This window comes from Micromonospora sp. NPDC000668 (assembly GCF_042897975.1).
Classification (GTDB): Bacteria; Actinomycetota; Actinomycetes; order Mycobacteriales; family Micromonosporaceae; genus Micromonospora.
Genome location: NZ_JBIAYP010000008.1, coordinates 285871 through 302938, shown reverse-complemented (window position 1 = coordinate 302938; position 17068 = coordinate 285871). Strand labels below are relative to the sequence as shown.

Genomic DNA, 17068 nt, shown 5'->3' with positions numbered 1-17068 from the left:
GGACGTTTCCCCGCCCCGGCGCCGTTGCGTACCGCCGACAGCGCCGGTGCCAGAGGGTCGCTCAGCGGTTGAGAGAGAACTCGGCACCTTGGACGTACTCCATCGCCTTGACGAACTCGGGGTCGTTGAGCCTGCGATTCATCTCTTCCTCGGTTGGCTCCGCCACCCGCTGGTGGATCCACCACAGGTTGCCGAACGGGTCGCGGAACCGGCTGACCCGGTCGCCCCAGAACAGCTCGGTCGGGTCGGTGACAACGGTCGCGCCGTGTTCGACCGCCCGGCGTAGCACCTCGGCGTCGTCGGCAACGTAGAGGCGCAGGAAGGCCGGCGTCTGCGGCCAGTCCGGCTTGTCGAACATCATCACGACGGAGTCCCCGATGCGGACCTCGGCATGGCCGATCACCCCGCCCACGTCCAGTCGAGCCAACTCGGTGGCGTCGAAGACACTGACGACGAAGTCGATCAACTGTGCCGTGTTCCCCGGAGAGATCATCCACGGGGTGACGGTGTGGTAGCTGTCGGGGACAACCTTCATCGCTCATCTCCTCGTTTCGGCACACTGTCCGTGCACAGGAACCACGCTAAAGCTCATATAGGCCAACTCCGGTCCTATATGAGGAGGCACCATGGGAACGTGAATGACACGTCGGCCCGCCTGCTGCGACTGCTGTCCCTGCTCCAGACGCCCCGGGAATGGCCGGGCAGCGAACTCGCCGAACGACTCCAGGTCGCCCCACGCACCGTGCGCCGGGACGTCGACCGACTGCGTGAGCTCGGCTACCCGGTTCAGGCCACCAGAGGCGCGCAGGGCGGGTACCGGCTCGTGGCGGGCAAGGCGATGCCGCCGCTGCTGCTCGATGATGAGGAGGCCGTGGCCATCGCCGTCGGCCTGCGCACAGCGGCCCGGCAGCCGGTCGCCGGCATCGCCGAGGCGTCGCTGCGCGCGCTGGCCAAGCTACAGCAGGTGCTTCCGCCCCGGCTGGGCCGCCGTGTCAGCGCCCTCACCGCGACCGCCCTGCCGACGCCCGCAGCTTCGGCCTCGCTGGTCGACCCTACGCAGTTGACAGTCCTCGCCGCCGCGGCCTCGACCAACGAACGCGTCCGGTTCAACTACCGCAACCACGGCGGCGTCGTCAGCCGGCGGCTCGTCGAACCACACCGGCTGGTCGTGGTCGGCCGTCGCTGGTATCTGCTCGCCCACGACAACGAGCGCAACGACTGGCGGACCTTTCGTATCGACCGCATCGACAATGCCCAGACCACCGGGACGCGGGTGCCGCCGCGCGATCCACCGGCCAATGACCTGGCCGCGTTCGTCGCCGGTCAGCTCTACGACCTGGCACCGGTCTTCCGGGCGGTGGTGACGCTCGCCCTGCCGGCCGGGCAGGCCGCGGCCCAACTGGGCGACTACGCCGGCGAACTCCGGCCTATCGACGAAGCATCGTGTCGCTGGCACAGTCCGCAGGACACGATCGACTGGCTCGCCGTCCGGTTGGCCCTGCTCGGCTGCGACTTCACCGTCCACGAGCCGGTCGCGGTGGTCGACCACCTACGCCAGCTCGGCGGCCGGATCACCCGTGCCGTGACACCCGGAACCTGAGAGGGTGGTTCGAACCACCCTCTCAGTACTCGCGCAGCAGGGAACCGGCGCCGTAGACCTTGTCGAGGATCCCGTTCTCGCGCAGCGCCATCCACCAGGTCGCCGCGTTGATGGCGATCACCGGCTTGCCGAGCCAGCGTTCGGCCTCGTCGGCCAGCCCGACCATCGACAGGTTGGTGCCGCACTGGACCAGGGCGTCCACGTCCGGGCCGTCCACCGCCAGCAGCGCCCGGCGCAACTCGTCCTCCGTGACGTGGGCGATGGAGACCGCGGTCGGGCACTTGAGCCCCTCGATCGCGGCCACCTCGAAACCGATCTCGGAGAAGAACTGCACCACGTTCGTGTCGCCGATCGGCTGGTACGGCGTCACCACGCCGATCCGGCGCGCGCCGTAGAGGCGCAGTGCCCGCTCGCACGCCTCCGCCCCGGTCGCCACCTCCAGCCCGGTGACCTCCTTGATCTGGGCGACGAATTGCCGGTTGCCCTCGACGCCGCCCCAGAACGTCTCCGCGGACATGCCCATCACCATGTAGTCGGGCTCGCAGGTCAGTACCCGCTCGCAGGCCCCGCCGATCTCGTCGCGGATCTGCGTCAGGAGGTTCTCGAAGTTGCTGTCGCTGGACAGGTCCTGGTTGCGGATGTGGATCCGGGAGAAGTGCGCGGTCACACCGGGCACCGTCATCCGGTAGAAGTCCGGCTCCACGATGGTGTTGGTCGACGGGGCGATGACGCCGAACTTGCGGCGCCAGCCGAGCGCGTCGGTCATGACGTAACGGCTCCTTCCTGGGCGGGGGTCGGGTGAGGATTGGCCGAGGCCAGGGTGTGGGCGCGCGCGGTCAGCCACGCCGCGACCAGCAGCGCCGCCTGGCCGAGGGTGTTGGTGCCCTGCTCCACCCACTGCATGGCCAAGGTCTCGTGATCGGGGTGGTTGCGCAGCGGCACCAGCAGCAGCACGCAGGCCAGCCCGGCGACGTAGAGCGCCACCGCGCCCCAGGCGCGCCGTCGGCCGGCGATGACCGCGGCCAGGACGCTGATGGTGGTCACACCCGTGGTGGCGAGGGCGAAGACCGGTTGGAGGATGGCGTACGCGATCGCCACGCCAGCGGTAACGGCCAGCACGGCGGCGAACGGCCACCACGGCACGCTGCGCCCGCGCAGCGCGCCGGCCAGGCCCCAGATCAGTCCGACCGCGCCGAGCGCCATCAGCGGGAACAGCGCCGCCTCCAACCAGGGTAGGTCGACCGAGAACCCGGCCAGCAGCAGCTTCCAGGTCGCCTTGGCCAGGCCGCCGAGGCCGATCAGGACGGCGCCGACCCGGGCGACCGGGCCCACCCGGGGCACGATCCGACCGGACAGCCCGGCCAGGATCCAGAACCCGACCAGCGCCAGACCGGTCGGCACGAAGTCCTCCAGCGCGAGGAGGACGGTGTAGTCGCTGCCGTTCACAGCACACGCTCGCGCCGGGTCATGCGCGGCCGCCGACGGAGTCGCCGAAGAGGTCGCGCTTGCGGAAGCCGGCACCGGCGAACCGGGCGGCGGCCTTGCGGCTGGTCAGCCAGGCGGCCCGGCTGCCGTTGCGGCCCCCGGCGAGGATCCGGTCGGCCAGCCACGGGGTGACCGTCTCCACCCGGTCGCCGAGGATGTTGAAGATCTTCTTGGCCTTCGCCAGCTCGTCCGGCGGGTAGTCGTGGGTGAGCAGGTCGGTCACGACGATGCCGGGTGAGAGGTGGTGCACGGTGACCTTGTCGGCGACCCCGGCTGCGGCGAGCTCCTTGGCCAGCCCGTCGGTCAGGTAGGTGACCGCACGCTTCGACGCCCCGTACCCGGTCAGCCCTGGCCGGGCCTGGCCGTTGGAGCCGAAACCCTCCATGTTCCACAGCGCGCCGTGGCCCTGCTCGACCATCGCGGCGAGCACCACCGCGCTGGCCCGGGCCACCCCGCCGAGGTTCGCCGCGAGCACCCCGTCCAGCTCCGCCGGGGCCAGCTCCCACAGCGGGCGGCGGGCGTGGTTCGTGCCCGCGTTGTTGATCCAGATGTCGACGGCACCGAACGCCTCAGCGGCGGCCGACCACAGCGCGGACACGTCGGCGCGGTCGGTGACGTCCGCGCGCACCCCGAGCACCTCGGTGCCGGCCGACGCCGAGGCGTCGGAGCGCAGCGCGGCGAGCGCCGTGGCCACCGACTCCGCGCTGCGTCCGCAGAACGCGACCCGGGCGCCGCGGGCCAGCAGCGCGCGCACCAGGCCGGCGCCGATCCCGCGGGTGCCGCCGGTCACCACCACCGCGGTCATCCGGCCGGCTCCCAGGCGAGCAGGCCGTGCAGGACGCTGTCCAGTACGTTGCCCCGGAACAGCTCGTACACCACGGCGAGGCGCCCACCGGCGGACATGCCCAGCTCGGCGTCGATGGCGAACTCGCGGCCCTTGACCTTCCACACGTCGCCGCCGTCGGCGTGAAAGTGCCAGGACGGGTAGCTGGCCCGGCCGAAGCCCTGCGCGTTGCCCCAGGCGTCCGGGCCCTCGAAGAACAGCCGGTCGCCGTCGCGGCGCTGCTCGACCACGTACTGCCGATCCAGGCCGGCGCCGGTCCAGCCCACCACCCGGCGGGTACGGAGCAGGTCGATCGGCTCCAGGCCGAGGCGCACCGCGACCTTGCCGCGCCGCTGCTGGTCGGCGCCCCACAGCTCGCAGCTTCCGCTGAACGCGCCGGACTGCTTGGTCGGCAGGATGTACGGCACCGGACCGCGCCGCTCCTCGGCGGACAGGAACCGCGCCACCCGCTCCCGGGTGTCCGGGTTGGTGTCGTGGTCGAAGCTTCGGGTGTAGACGCCGTTGAAGCAGCCCACCACCGCCCAGCCCTGATAGAGCATCGACGAGTAGACCTGGGTCTCGCCGTCGGGCAGCACCTGGTTCCAGGTGTTCAGGTCGACCTGCCAGCCGGGGCCGTAGTAGTGCGAGTCCACGAAGGACCCGTACGGCTGGCCGGTGCCGAAGAAGTCGGGGCCGGTGTAGACCCGGTCGGCGTCGGAGTCGATCACGCCGAAGGCGAACGGCGCGCCGAGCCGGTAGCGCCCGGCCAGCTCGCCCCCGCCGACCAGCCCGCCGTCCATGTAGTACGTGGTGACGCCGTCGGCGAAGACCGACGAGCGGCGGATCTCCTCGAAGCCCTGCCAGACGCCGGTGGCGGTGAACAGCGACGGTCGGCCGTGCCATTCGCCGGCGATCCGTTGCTGCCACCCGCTCGGTTCGGCGGCCGCCGGTTCGGTTGGTTCAGTCATTGCCGATCAGCTCCGCCCGGATCCGGTCGGTTGCCGGGTCGCCGATCAGCCGGGAGACCCGGGCCCAGACCGGGTCGACGTCGGGGCTGAACAGGTTGACCCGCACGGCGGTGTCCCGGGCGGCCAGGTCGGTGTCGGCCAGGCCGGCCACGACGTCGGCCGGCAGGCCGTCGGTCACCAGCGTGGACCAGTGCTCGGCGTACGCGGAGACGGCGGCTCCGATCTTCCGGAACGCCTCCTCGGTGGCCCGGCTGACCAGCATCCACGGCGACATCAGCGCGTGCTGGCGTGGCCCGATGTCGGCCCGGCTCAGCCCGTCCATCGCGTCGGCCTCGGTGAAGACCGCGGTGAGCGGCTGGTACACCGCGTCCATGTAGGGCAGGTGGCTGCTCAGCTCGGCCCGGGGGATCAGGTCGAGGTGGTAGGCGTAGTAGTCGCCGCCGTACACCGAGTCCAGGGTGAAGTGCGGGACCGCGTTGTCGGCGGCGGTGAAGGCGAAGACCATGTGGCTGTCGAGGCGGATCATCGGGACGACCAGCCCGACGTAGACCACCTTGGCCACCGGCTGGCCCGGTGCGCCCCGCCAGACCCGCAGCGAACCCACCGGGTCGGGCGACATCGGGCTGCTCAGCGGCTCGTCGATGACCGCGGTGAGCGGGTGCCGGGCGGTCAGGTGGGCCACCGCGTTCTCGCAGAGTTCCAGCGGGAGACTCATGCCTGCTCCTTCGTCGGCGCGCTGTTGGTCGGCTCGGGGCTCGCCTGCGCCTCGGCCCCTGCGGCGGCGTCGGCGCCCTCCTCCTCGGTGATGCGCTTGAGCCCGATCCGCTGCGACTCCGCCACGGTCGGGTGGTCGCCCTTGGCCTTGTGTATCCAGGCGCGGGCCAGCTCCGGGTTCTCCCGGCGGGCTGGCGAGGGGATGACGGTTGCCTCTCGGCGCGGCACGTCGCCCGTCACCCGGTCGGCGTCGGAGAGCATCCAGCCCTGCTCGGCCAGCTCCTGCCGGCGTCGTCGGTAGTGCACCGCGATGAGGTCGCTCTTGACGTGCAGCTCCGCGCCGAGGTCGAACGGGAGCAGCTCGGGGCGGACCTTGTTCACCACCTCGGCGTCCTGGTAGAAGATCCGGATGACGCGCTGCACGGCGTTGCGGTTGGCCCAGGCCCCGGTGAAGAAGGTGCGCAGCGCGACCCACTTGACCAGTGTGGTCGTTTCGTCCACCGGGATGTTGGTGTCGTAGATGATCAGCTCGCCGATCGGCAGCCGGACGTGCAGCTTGATCATGTTGGGCAGCATCCAGCCGGCCGAGGTGACCACCGGCGGGCGGTTGGCCAGGTCCGCGTTGTTGCGGCTGATCAGCGACCAGAGGCCCTTGGAGCGCGGCGGGTGCAGGCTGACCGTGGCGAACGCCGACCACTCGTCGCGCACCTCGACCTCGTACTCGGGAACCTCGGGCTTCTCCCGGTTGCCGAACACACTGCCGTGCACGAAGGGCGCGTGCGCGATGTCGCAGCCGTTCTCCAGGATCCGCTCGTAGTTGGCCTTCCACAGGAACTCGCCGGTCACCGCGCGGTACTTGCCGCCGTTCTCCACCAGGTTGTCGAACTCCGGCCAGACCGGGATCGGCGGCCGCTCGGCCTCGGGCAGGTCGCCCATGAAGACCCAGACGAAGCCGTAGCGCTCCTGCACGGGGTACGAGTCGACCCGGGCCTTGCTCGGGATGCCCCGGCCGGGCTGGTTCGCCGGGATCTTCGTGCACGCCCCGCCCGGCTCGTACTCCCAGCCGTGGTACGGGCAGACGATGTTCTCGCCGGCCGTCCAGCCGCCGGAGAGCGCCGCACCCCGGTGCACGCACAGGTCGGACAGGGCCACCACGCGCCCGCGCGGGGTGCGGTAGAGGGCCAGGTACTGGCCGAGCACGGTGATCCGGGTCGGCTTGGTGGTGACCCGGTCGGAGAACTCGACCGCGTACCAGAAGTTCTTGAGCATGGTGGCTTACCTCCGACGGAACGAGGCGATCGAAGAGGTGGTGTCGAGCTTTGCCAGCAACCGGTCGAAGCCGTCGGCCGGTTGGCCGCGAAGGTGGACGGCGAGGAAGCCGGACAGCAGGTCGACCAGGAGCGCGCGGGTGGTCTCCGGGTCGCCGGTCGCCTCCTCGTCGAGGAAGGCGCGCGCCGAGGTGGGGTCGAGCGGGTGCGCGATGCCGAAGTGGTTGGCGCCGGCCAGCCGCACCAGCAGGTTGGTGCCGCCCGCGTCGGGCAGTGCCTCGTCGAAGGTGCGGGTGATCGGGTCGGCGCGGGTGGTCGCGTCCTCGCCATACCGGTCGGCTGAGCCGTTGATCACGCCGTCGTTGGTGCCGGCGAGCAGCATGACCGGGCAGTCCACCTGGGCCGGCAACACGGTGCCGGCCGGCCAGCCGAGCATGGTCGCCACCATGGTGTGCGCCCCGTAGGTGGCCACCGCACGGACCTCGGGCAGGAACCGCGCCGACTGCAGCGCCACCGTTCCGCCGGCCGAGTGGCCCAACAGCGCCACCCGGTCGAGGTCGAGCAACCCGTCGAGTGGTCCGGTGAGCTGCGCCAGCGCGTCGAGCACCGGGCGCAGCGACGGGCTGGTCGGCCGGCTGCCGTAGCCGTCCGGCCGGGCCGCGTCCAGGTCGACGCCGGGAGTGATGCCGTGCAGGCCGGCGAAGAGCACTCCGACCCAGTCGTAGGTCACCGCGACGAGGCCCCGCGCGGCCAGCTCCACCGCCAGCCAGCGGTAGGTGTCCTGCCCGACGTTGACCCCGGAGACCAGCAGGACCACCGGGTACGGTGCCCTGGCCGGGTCTGCCGCCAGCACCCCGCTGAGCCGCTCGGCGTCCGAGCCGGTGGGCCGGGCCGGGTAGTAGACCCGCAGGTGTGCGGTGTCGAACGGGGCCGGCGCGCCGGGCACGCGTGCGGCCCACCAGACCGACCGGACGCCGCTTCGCTGCGGACCGCTCATGCCGACGGCCGGGGGAGTTCGCGGTCGCCGCCCCAGAGCGCGCGGACGAGCCGGTTGGTGGTCTCCTCGCCGAAGTAGCGCACGCCCATCACGTTCGCCGGGTCGCGGTCGGCGATGTTGCGGCGGATCCGCAGATCGGTCTCGGCGAGCGCGGCCCGCTCCTCGGCCGGCACCGGCTCGGCCTCGTCGACCCAGCGCAGCCAGCGGTCGACGTGGGCGTGGGTCACCTGGCTGACCTTCTCGATGTTCTCCGGGCTGCGGTCGAAGGAGTAGCAGTACGCCGTCGGCGAGAGGCTGGCCCGGATGAACCCGGCCCGGCTGACGAAGTAGTCGAACGCCGGGTCGGCGCGTAGCTGCAGCCACTCCTCGTTGACCGGCTCGTAGTACCGGTCGTAGTAGTCGCCGTGCTCGACCATGTTGAGCCGGGGTACCGAGTCGATGTAGAACCAGCCGCCGGGCCAGACCAGCAGGGCCAGCCCCAGGTGCGGCACCCTGACCTGCGGGCCCAGCCAGCACGTCAGGTGCAGGTTGGCGAAGCTGGCCGCCGGGTTGCCCAGCCAGGAGTGCACGAGCCAGTCGACCTCGGGCCCGGTGTACGCGGCCAGCGAGCCGCCCGGCCCGTTCGGGTAGTCCCCGTAGTGCTCCAGCGGCTCGGTGGACGGGTCGCGGGTCAGCGCGAACCGCGCGGCGATCTTGGCCTTCAGCTCATCCAGGAGTACCTGGTACCGGTGGAACGTCTCGTGGACGTCGACCGTGGGGGAGTTGTCGAGCATGTCCTCGACATGTTTCAGGGTGTCGGCCACGGGTCAGCGCCTTTCGGTGAGGGCCTGGACGAGCCGCCACGGGCGGCCGTCGACTAGGTCGGTTCGGCGGGAGACGAGCCGGTTCGCCGCCTGCGCCGGGGCCACCACGGCATGCGTGACGGGCCGGTCGGCGGCGATGTCGGTGCGCAGCGGGCTGCTGATCCGGCCGGTGAACGGCCCGGCCCAGGTGGTCCAGAGGGTGAAGTCGGCGCTGAGCGCGAAGACCGCGGCGCCCGTGCCGAGTGGCCCGGCGGCGATCACGTTGAGCCGGTTCTCCGCGGCCCGCTCCGGCAGGCCCAGCGCCAGCTCCCAGGGCTCGCGCGGGGTGAACGGCACGGCGACCACATCGGCGTCGGCGAGCGCGGCGAGCCGGAACGTCTCCGGGAAGATCGCGTCGTCGCCGACCACGATCGCCAGCCGCCCCCAGGGCAGGTCGAAGGTGCGCAGCGCGTCGCCGGGCCGCGCGGCGTCGCGGGCCGCGCCGGCCCGATGCAGTTGTGGCTGCTCGCCGACCACGCCATCCGGGCCGATGAGCAGCCCGACCGGGCCGTCGGCGCCGCGGGCGGTGGCCACGGCGTACGAGTCGGTGCCGCGCAGTGCCGGTACCAGCGTCGCGGCCACCTCGGCCGGCCCGACGTGCTTGCCGAGGGCGTCCTCGGCGAGCACGGCGAGCAGCGCGCCCTCGGCGACCGCCTTGCCGAGCAGGTCGGCCGCCTGGCCGGGGTCCTGCGGCCGGACCACGGCGACCGGCAGGCTCGCCGCGCCGGGCGGCCGGCGGCGGCCGGTCGGCGCGTTCCCGAGCGGGCCGTAGAGGTCCGGCCGGCGGGCCGCGAGGATGTCGGTGCCGTCCGGGCGTTGCTTGTCGTCGGCGCGCTCCGGAGCGATGTCGGCGATGACGACGGCCTCACCGGTGCGCGGGCCCTTGGCCACCACCGTGCCGTCCGGTGCGACGATCTGCGACTCGCCGGCCCCGTGCAGCCACTGCTCCGGCACGCCGAGGCCGCGGCTCATGGCCGGCAGGTGCTCGGCGGGCAGCAGCGGGCCGACCTTGTTGGCGGCGATCACCCAGGCCCGGTTCTCCGTGGCCCGCACCGGGATGTGCAGTGCGGCTTCATCGGTGGCGAACGAGTTCAGGCTGTTCAGCAGCACCTGCGCGCCGCGTAGCGTGAGCCCGCGGGTGACCTCGGAAATGACGCCCTCCATGCAGGCGTACATGCCGAGCCGGCCGATCGGGGTGTCGAGTACCGGGCCGACCTCGGTCGCCGGGTCGAGGTGGTCGTTCTCGGCGCCCATCAGGACCTGCTTGTCGCAGCTGCCGAGCACCGCCCCGTCCGGTCCGAAGAGGAAGTTGGTGCCGCCGGTGCGCCCGTCGGGGTAGGCGTGCGTGACGTTGATTTTGATGTACACCCGGTGCTCGGCGGCGCTCGCCGAGATCGCGGTGAGGAACGTGTCGCCCGGCCGGGTGGCCAGGGCGCGTGCCTGGGCGCGGTCGGTGTACCAGGACAGGTGGTTGCAGAACTCGGGCAGCACCACGAGTTGCGCGCCCTGTCGGGCGGCGTCGGCGATCAGGCGCAGACAGGTGGCCAGGTTGGCCTCGATGTCCTGGCCGGCCTCGAACTGTACGGCGGCAACCCTGATGGTCATTCCCGCTCCGGTTCCCCTGGCGAAACGCTGTTTCCAGAACATACACTCGGGCGACGCCGGGGAACAGGGGGAAGAACAGGTGTTTACACACGTGGTACTGATGAAGTTCGCCGATGCGGCCGATGCTGCCAAGGCGAAGTCGCTGCTGGAAGGTCTGGCCAGCACAATTGATGAGATCGCGACGCTGACGGTCGCCCTGGACACGCTGCGGACACCGGTCTCCTACGACCTCTGCATGATCAGCACGCACACCGACGCGGACGCGTTGCGCGCCTACCAGTCCCACCCCGCCCACCTGGAGGTGGCGGGCTGGCTCAAGCCGCGCCTCGCGGCCCGCGTCGTCGTCGACTACTGAGGACAGGGCCCGCCCGACGCCGGCCGGCCTCAGCCCGGGTACGCGTTGGCGGGCAGCCCGGCGCCACCGGGCCGGAACGGGCCGGGGGCGTGCACGACGCAGGTCTGCGCGTACTCGGCCAGCCCCTCCTCGGCGTACTCCCGGCCGTAGCCGGAGCGCTTCACCCCACCGAACGGCGCCCGCAGCGACAGCCCGGTGCGGTTGTGCGTGTTGACGAAGACGAAGCCCGCCTCGACCCGGCGGGCCAGCGCGAACGCCCGCTCCTCGTCGGCCGACCAGACCGAGCCGCCAAGGCCCAGCTCGTCGGCGTTGACCCGGGCCAGCAGTTCCTCCTCGTCGTCGTAGAGCAGCAGCGGTACCGTCGGCCCGAACTGCTCCCCGGCGATCACCTCGGCGTCGTCCGGAGCGTCCAGCACGAGCGTCGGGGCCACGAAGTACCCGCCGGCCAGGTCGGTGCCGCCGTCGACGGTGCCCAGCGGCAGCGCGGTGGCTCCCCGGGCGACGGCCGCCGCAACGATCCGCTCGATCCGGGCGGCGGCGCCGGCCGAGATGACCGGGCCCATGCTCACCCCGGGCGTGAGCGCGTCACCGACCCGCAGCACCTCCGCCGCGGCGGACCGGTACGCCGCCACGAACTCGTCGCGGCGGCTGCGGTGCACGTACAGCCGCTTCGCCGCCATGCACACCTGGCCGCTGGTGGCGAAGCTCGCCAGGACCAGCCGGCGCATCGGCTCGGCGCCCAGGTCAGCGTCGGGCAGGAAGATCGCCGCATCGTTGCCGCCCAGCTCCAGCACGACCGGCGTGGTCTGGGTGGCCGCGGTCGCCGCCACCTGCCGGGCCGCCACGCCGCCGCCGGTGAACGCCACCTTGCGCACCAGCGGGTGCCCGACCAGCGCCGCTCCGGCGACGGCGTCGCCGTGGACGACCGCCAATGTCCCGTCCGGCAGCGCCCCGGTCAGCAGGTGCAGCGCCTCCGAGACCGCCAGCGGGGCCAGCGGCGAGGGCTTGACCACCACCGTGTTGCCGGCGGCGAGGGCCGGGGCCACCTTGAGCAGGGTGAGGATGATCGGCGCGTTCCACGGCGTGATCGCGGCGACCACCCCGTACGGCCGGGGCAGCCGCAGTAGCCGGCCGGCCGCGTCGTCGATCTCCCGCTCCGCGTACGCCGCCGGGGCATGCTCGACGACCCAGCGCAGGTACGTGGCGGCGAACCCGACCTCGCCGCGGCAGTCGGCGAGCACCTTGCCCGACTCCCGGGCCAGCAGCTCGGCCAGCGATTCGAGCCGTCCGGCGATCGCGTCGGCGCCGGCGGTCAGCGCGGCGAGCCGCCGCGCGATGTCGGTGGCCGCCCAGGCCCGCTGCGCGGCGTCGGCCCGGCGGACCAGGGCGTCCACCCGGTCGGGCCCGCTGACACCGACCGTGCCGACCAGCTCGCTGGCCCTGGACGGGTTCTCCCGCTCGATCACCGCCCCGTGCGGGCCGTCGCCGGGTGCCGTCATGCCCGTGCCACCGGCTGTCCGGCGTCGGGGCGCAGCGAGGCGATCATGGAGCTGCGCAGCAGGTATGCCCGGGCGGCCGCCGGATCCTCGGTCAGCGCGCGCAGGCCGGCCAGCTGCGCGGACCGCAGCTGCGGATCGGTGGCCCGGATCCGGCGGTAGTTCTGGTCGGAGACCTCCTGCACGTAGGTCAGGGCGATCCGGCGCCGCTCGTCGGCCACCGCCGTCACCGCCCGGTCCAGCTCCCCGCCGTCCGGTGCCGAGCGGCCCGAGGCCAGCACCTCCGCGTAGGCGACCGCGTCGTGGATGCCCGAGTTCATGCCCAGCCCGCCGAGCGGGTTGTTGACGTGCGCGGCGTCGCCGGCCAGCAGCACCCGCCCCTGCCGGAACGCCGCGGCGACCCGCTGGTGCACCCGGTACAAACTGGCGTGCGCCACCCGCCACGGCCGGCCCGGGTCGGCGATCGCCCGCAGCCGCTCGTCGAGCCGGCCCAGCTCGTGGGCGTCGGGGGTGTCCTCGGGGGTGGGCAGCAGCACCCGCCAGTGGTCCGGCGTGCGCAGCAGCACCGACCACTCGACCGGGTCGAAGACGTAGTTGACGTACGCCAGCGGGCCGAGCAGCGCCGGTAGGTCCTCGTCGGTGGAGGCCACCAGGAACCGTTCGGGGTAGGTGATCCCGTCGAACGGCAGCTCCAGCGCCCGCCGTACCGCGGAACTGGCGCCGTCGGCCGCGATCAGCCAGTCGCCGGCCACTTCCCGGCCGTCCTCGGCGACCGCGACCACGCCGCCGTCGGCCGGATCCGTGGCGTGCCGTACCGAGTCGACCGGCCAGCCGAAGTGGACCCGAGCCGCGGGGTGCCGGGCCAGGTGGGCCAGCAGGATCTGGGTCAGCTTGGACTGCTCGCACTGCACCCGGTACGGGTACGGAGTGTCGCCGGCGAGCACCGCGAGGTCCAGCTCCGCGATCAGCCCCTCCCGGTGGTCCCGGTAGGCGAACGTCGGCGCGACCAGCCCACGCGCCAACAGGTCCGCGCCGACCCCCAGCGCGTCGAGCATCTCCAACGTCGGCGGGTGGAACGTGGAGGCGCGGGACTCGGCGGCGAGCTGGTCGCCGGCCTCCAGCACGGTCACCTCGCAGCCCCGGCGGGCCAGCGCGAGCGCTGCGGTCAGCCCGACGGGCCCCGCTCCGGCGACCAGCACGTGCATCAGGCGTACCTCCGATCGAGAGTCAGCGCGTCGTCCTGGCCGACCAGCGCGGTGAACGACGACCAGGCAAGCCGGGGCACCGCGTCAGCGTGGCCGTCCCGGCCGATCGCGGCGTAGGCGGCGGCAGCCGCGCGGAGCGCGGCCAGCATCGGCGCGACCGGGTGCAGCACGACCCGGACCCCGAGCGCGCCGAGCGCGTCGTCGGGCGGGAAGGGCCGCACGCCGCCCGCCTCCGAGCGGTTCACCACCAGGGGTACGCCGGGCAGCGCGGTACGCACCGCCGCCAGCTCCTCGGCGGTGTCCACGCCCTCCAGGAAGACCGCGTCCGCGCCCGCGGCGGCGAACCGGCCGGCCCGTTCGATCGCCTCGTCGAGGCCGGCCACCGAGTAGGCGTCGGTGCGTGCGATCAGCACCAGGCCGGTGCCCGCCTCGGCGATCGCCCGGATCTTCGCCGTCGCGCCCGCCCGGTCCAGCAGTTCCTTGCCGGCCAGGTGGCCACAGCGCTTCGGGCTGACCTGATCCTCCAGGTGCAGCCCGGCGACACCGGCCACCGCGTACCGCTGGGCGGTCCAGACCGCGTGCAGCGGGTTGCCGTAGCCGGTGTCCGCGTCGGCGATCAGCGGCACGCCGGCCAGTGCCGGGACCAGCCGGGCGGCCCGCTCCGCGACGTGTGTGCCGTGCAGGTACCCCAGGTCGGGAAGGCCCAGCTCGACCGCGGCGCAGACCGCACCGGACAGGTGCACGGCCCGGTGCCCGGCCTCGGCGGCCAGCGCGGCGGTGAGCGGGTCGTGTACGCCGGGGGCGTGTACCGGCGAGGCGCCGCCCAGCAGCGCCCGCAGCACGTCGGCCGGGCGTGCGGGCGCGACTTCGCCGGGCGCGACCGGGGGCGCATCCCTCGACGGGACGGTCTCGCCCGGGTTCATGGCCGGCCGTGCAGCGCGAAGCCGCCCTCGACGCCGACCACCCGCGGGTTGGTGAAGAACCGCAGGGTCTCGGCGGTGCCCTCCTCGCCGTACCCGGACAGCCCGAACGCCGGGCGCGGGCTGAACAGGTGCAGGCTGAGCACCGAGGAGCCGTTGACCTTGACCTCGCCGGCCCGGATCCGGCGGGCCACGGCCAACGCGGCCTCCTCGTCGGAGCCGAGCATGTACGCCTCCAGCCCGTACGGCGTGCCGTTGGCCAGCGCCACCGCCTCGTCTTCGGTGGCGTACGGGTGCACCGCCGCCACCGGTCCGAAGATTTCGTCGCCGGTGTGCGCCGCGGCGACGCCGGTGACCAGCGTCGGGGCGAGGAAGTTCCCGCCGGCCAGCGGCCCGGCGGTCGGCAGCGTGGTGCCGGTGACCGCGGTCCCGCCGTGGGCCAGCAGGTCGTCTCGGGCGGCCAGCACCCGGGCCAGGTGCCGGGAGTGCACCAGCGGACCGAGGTCGGTCGCGGGGTCCAGCGGCGCCCCGGCGACCAGGCCGGCGAGCCGGTCGGCGATCGCCCCGACGATCTCGTCGTGCCGGTCGGCGGGCACGATCAGCCGGCCGAGCGCCCGGCACCACTGGCCGTTGAGCGTGCTGAGCAGGTCGACCGCGGCCCGGGCGACGTCGGCGATATCGGCGTCGGGGAGCACGACCAGCGGGTTGTTGCCGCCGAGCTCGAGCTGCACCGGCTTGATGTCGTAGGCGCAGGCCGCCGCGACCGCCCGCCCGGCGGCGAGCCCGCCGGTGAAGGAGACCGCCCGGATCCGGGGATCGCTGACCAGGGCCGCGCCGGCCTCGGCCCCGCCGTGCACGAGCTGGAACACCCCGGCCGGCACCCCGGAGGCGGCGAGCGCGGCCCCGATGACGGCCGCGAGCCGTTGGCTGCCGTACGGGGCGTACTCGCTGGGTTTGAGGATCGTGGGGCAGCCGGCGGCGAGCGCGTTCGCGACCTTGTGCGCGGCCATCGGCGCGGGCGCGTTCCACGGCACCACGCAGGCGGCCGGACCCCAGGGCAGCCGTTCGACGTGCGCGATCCGGCCGTCCTCGCGGTGGAACTCCTGGCTTTGCGGGCCCTGCCGTAGCTGGGCGGCGGCGAGCCGGAACGCGCCGCCGAGGATCACGCCCAGCGGTGTGGTCTGCCGGATCGGCACACCGGTGGTCGCCGACTCCAGCGCGCAGATCTCGGCCGCGACGCCCTCGACCGCCTCGGCGACGCCGTCCAGCACGTCGGCGCGAGCTGGGGCCGGCAGAGCGGCCCAGCTCCCGGCCTCGTGCACCGCCGAGGCGGCGGCGACGGCGGCCTCGATCCGGTCCGGCGGCGTGCCGGCGGCGGGCCGCCGCACCGCCCCGGTCGCCGGATCCTCCAGGTCGAACCCGAGCGGCGCGTCGCTGGGCGTCCAGACCCCGTCGACCAGGTCGGCGAGATCGGGCAGGTCCGGCTGGTCCGGCTGGTCGGACCCGGTCACCCGGCCACCGCCGCGAACAGGTTGTTGGACCGGTCGCTGGTGACCGAGCCGGCCGCCTCCAACCGGCCGCGCTCCGGCGGGAACGTCATCACCAGCCCCATCGCCAGGTCGCGCAGCGCCCGGCCGACGGGCCCGTTCATGGTGGCACCGGATGTGCCGGACGCCTTGAGCGCGCCGACCGCAACGTCGAAGCACGCCTCGCAGATCGAGCCCTTGGCCAACCGCCACTGCCGGTAGACCTCGGCGTGCGGGCGCAGCGGCGGCTCGCTGGTCTCCAACAGCAACTGGCGGCGCAGCCAGAGGTACGCCGTCTCCAACCGTTCGGTCATGTCACCGATGATCACCTGGTGCATGGGGCTCTCCGCAATCGGCCGGCCGGTGTCGGCGAAAGTCTTCTGGGTGAGCTTGGTCAGCGTGTCGTCGTAGACACTCTGCGCCGCGCCGACGTAGACCGCCGTGATGGCCAGCTGGTTGCCGACGAAGCTGCCGCGGCTGCACTGCAGCATCTTCACGAACGCGCCGGGCACGGTGAGCGCCTCGTCGGCCGGAATGAAGACGTCGTCGAGCCGGATGCCGTGGTTGGCCGAGCCGCGCATGCCGATGCCGTCCCAGGTCGGCCGTGAGGCGACCCCGGCGGCATCGCGGGGCACCAGGAACAGTGCCAGCCCGTCCGCCGTCTCATGCCCGGCGAGCCGGGCGGTGACCAGGTAGGTGTCGGCTACGCCAGTGGCGCAACCGAACGACTTCTCGCCGGTGAGCGACCAGCCGTCGACGCCGTCGCGGCTGGCCGGGGTGGCGGTGGTGGAGATGGCGATGTTGGCCGACGAACTCTTCACCGCCTCGCTGGCGAAGTTGGCCAGCCACACCCCACCGGCCATCCGGGTCAGCACCTTCTCGGCGAAGGCCCGCACGGCGGGGACGTCGGCGTCATCGAAGAGGCCGCGCTCGATCGCCTCCAGCGGCAGCAGGCCCCGGGAGGCGCTGGTGTTGTGGAAGAAGAAGGCCAACGCCGTCGACGGGCACGCGCTGCCCATCGCGAAGGTGGCGGCGGCGAGGTCGCGCAGGCCGCCGCCGAGGCCGCCATACTCCTGCGGAACCACCAGGCCGAGCAGCCCGGCATCGCGCAGCAGCGCGACGTGCGCGGCGGGGAACACCCCGTCGGCGTCGGCCTGCGCGGCGGCGGCCCGCAGCGCGGGCAGCACCTTCTCCACCCGGGCCGCGCGATCCTGCTCGACCGGGGTGAGGTCGTCGATGAGCCGTCCACCGGTGAACATGTGGG

17 protein-coding genes are annotated in these 17068 nt (G+C 73.1%); 2 read left to right on the top strand and 15 right to left on the bottom strand.

Features of this window, described 5'->3' with window-relative positions; translation table 11 throughout:
* Positions 1-61 precede the first annotated feature (61 nt).
* Positions 62-535, bottom strand: coding sequence for a VOC family protein (locus ACFY29_RS33220; protein ID WP_386992472.1), 474 nt, complete (start codon positions 533-535; stop codon positions 62-64).
* A gap of 99 nt (positions 536-634) precedes the next feature.
* Here ACFY29_RS33220 and ACFY29_RS33215 point away from each other — a divergent pair, with 99 nt between their 5' ends.
* Positions 635-1600, top strand: coding sequence for a helix-turn-helix transcriptional regulator (locus ACFY29_RS33215; RefSeq protein WP_386992469.1), 966 nt, complete (start codon positions 635-637; stop codon positions 1598-1600).
* 22 nt (positions 1601-1622) lie between these two features.
* On the opposite strand, the gene ACFY29_RS33210 is transcribed toward ACFY29_RS33215, so the two are convergent.
* From ACFY29_RS33210 to ACFY29_RS33170, 9 genes are read right to left on the bottom strand one after another with little or no spacing between them, the layout of a single operon-like run.
* Positions 1623-2366, bottom strand: a complete 744-nt coding sequence (locus ACFY29_RS33210) for an arylmalonate decarboxylase (protein ID WP_386992467.1) — start codon at positions 2364-2366, stop codon at positions 1623-1625.
* Entirely contained in the window at positions 2363-3046 is a 684-nt protein-coding gene (locus ACFY29_RS33205) for a hypothetical protein (protein WP_386992465.1), read from the bottom strand. The genes ACFY29_RS33210 and ACFY29_RS33205 overlap by 4 nt, the downstream gene beginning before the upstream one ends.
* 19 nt (positions 3047-3065) lie before the next feature.
* Complete coding sequence (locus ACFY29_RS33200; RefSeq protein ID WP_386992462.1) at positions 3066-3890, bottom strand: SDR family NAD(P)-dependent oxidoreductase; 825 nt, start codon at positions 3888-3890, stop codon at positions 3066-3068.
* Entirely contained in the window at positions 3887-4876 is a 990-nt protein-coding gene (locus ACFY29_RS33195; protein WP_386992459.1) for a hypothetical protein, read from the bottom strand. Before ACFY29_RS33195 ends, ACFY29_RS33200 begins: the two co-directional genes overlap by 4 nt.
* The gene (locus ACFY29_RS33190; RefSeq protein ID WP_386992457.1) at positions 4869-5591 is read right to left on the bottom strand and encodes a hypothetical protein; all 723 of its coding nucleotides are present in this window, start codon (positions 5589-5591) and stop codon (positions 4869-4871) included. Before ACFY29_RS33190 ends, ACFY29_RS33195 begins: the two co-directional genes overlap by 8 nt.
* Positions 5588-6859: a Rieske 2Fe-2S domain-containing protein gene (locus tag ACFY29_RS33185; protein ID WP_386992455.1), complete on the bottom strand. Its 1272-nt coding sequence runs from the start codon at positions 6857-6859 to the stop codon at positions 5588-5590. The genes ACFY29_RS33190 and ACFY29_RS33185 overlap by 4 nt, the downstream gene beginning before the upstream one ends.
* Before the next feature lie 6 nt (positions 6860-6865).
* The gene (locus ACFY29_RS33180) at positions 6866-7855 is read right to left on the bottom strand and encodes an alpha/beta hydrolase family protein (protein ID WP_386992453.1); all 990 of its coding nucleotides are present in this window, start codon (positions 7853-7855) and stop codon (positions 6866-6868) included.
* Positions 7852-8658 (bottom strand): oxidoreductase, encoded by an 807-nt coding sequence (locus ACFY29_RS33175; protein WP_386992451.1) that lies wholly within the window; start codon positions 8656-8658, stop codon positions 7852-7854. Before ACFY29_RS33175 ends, ACFY29_RS33180 begins: the two co-directional genes overlap by 4 nt.
* 3 nt (positions 8659-8661) lie before the next feature.
* Positions 8662-10302, bottom strand: coding sequence for a nitrilase-related carbon-nitrogen hydrolase (locus ACFY29_RS33170; protein ID WP_386992449.1), 1641 nt, complete (start codon positions 10300-10302; stop codon positions 8662-8664).
* Here ACFY29_RS33170 and ACFY29_RS33165 point away from each other — a divergent pair.
* Positions 10256-10657, top strand: coding sequence for a Dabb family protein (locus ACFY29_RS33165; protein WP_386992447.1), 402 nt, complete (start codon positions 10256-10258; stop codon positions 10655-10657). The genes ACFY29_RS33170 and ACFY29_RS33165 overlap by 47 nt on opposite strands.
* Positions 10658-10686: 29 nt before the next feature.
* Here the strand turns inward: ACFY29_RS33165 and ACFY29_RS33160 are convergent, their stop codons facing one another.
* Genes ACFY29_RS33160 through ACFY29_RS33140 form a run of 5 tightly spaced genes read right to left on the bottom strand, consistent with a single transcriptional unit; the run spans position 10687 to position 17063 of the window.
* Entirely contained in the window at positions 10687-12156 is a 1470-nt protein-coding gene (locus ACFY29_RS33160; protein WP_386992445.1) for an aldehyde dehydrogenase family protein, read from the bottom strand.
* On the bottom strand, positions 12153-13358 hold the full coding sequence (locus ACFY29_RS33155; protein ID WP_386992442.1) for an FAD-dependent oxidoreductase: 1206 nt from the start codon (positions 13356-13358) through the stop codon (positions 12153-12155). Before ACFY29_RS33155 ends, ACFY29_RS33160 begins: the two co-directional genes overlap by 4 nt.
* A complete protein-coding gene (locus tag ACFY29_RS33150) occupies positions 13358-14281 on the bottom strand; it encodes an oxaloacetate decarboxylase (protein WP_386992440.1) in 924 nt (307 codons plus the stop codon). Before ACFY29_RS33150 ends, ACFY29_RS33155 begins: the two co-directional genes overlap by 1 nt.
* Entirely contained in the window at positions 14278-15789 is a 1512-nt protein-coding gene (locus ACFY29_RS33145; RefSeq protein WP_386992437.1) for an aldehyde dehydrogenase family protein, read from the bottom strand. The genes ACFY29_RS33150 and ACFY29_RS33145 overlap by 4 nt, the downstream gene beginning before the upstream one ends.
* Positions 15786-17063, bottom strand: coding sequence for an acyl-CoA dehydrogenase family protein (locus ACFY29_RS33140; RefSeq protein WP_386992435.1), 1278 nt, complete (start codon positions 17061-17063; stop codon positions 15786-15788). The genes ACFY29_RS33145 and ACFY29_RS33140 overlap by 4 nt, the downstream gene beginning before the upstream one ends.
* Positions 17064-17068: the final 5 nt, after the last annotated feature.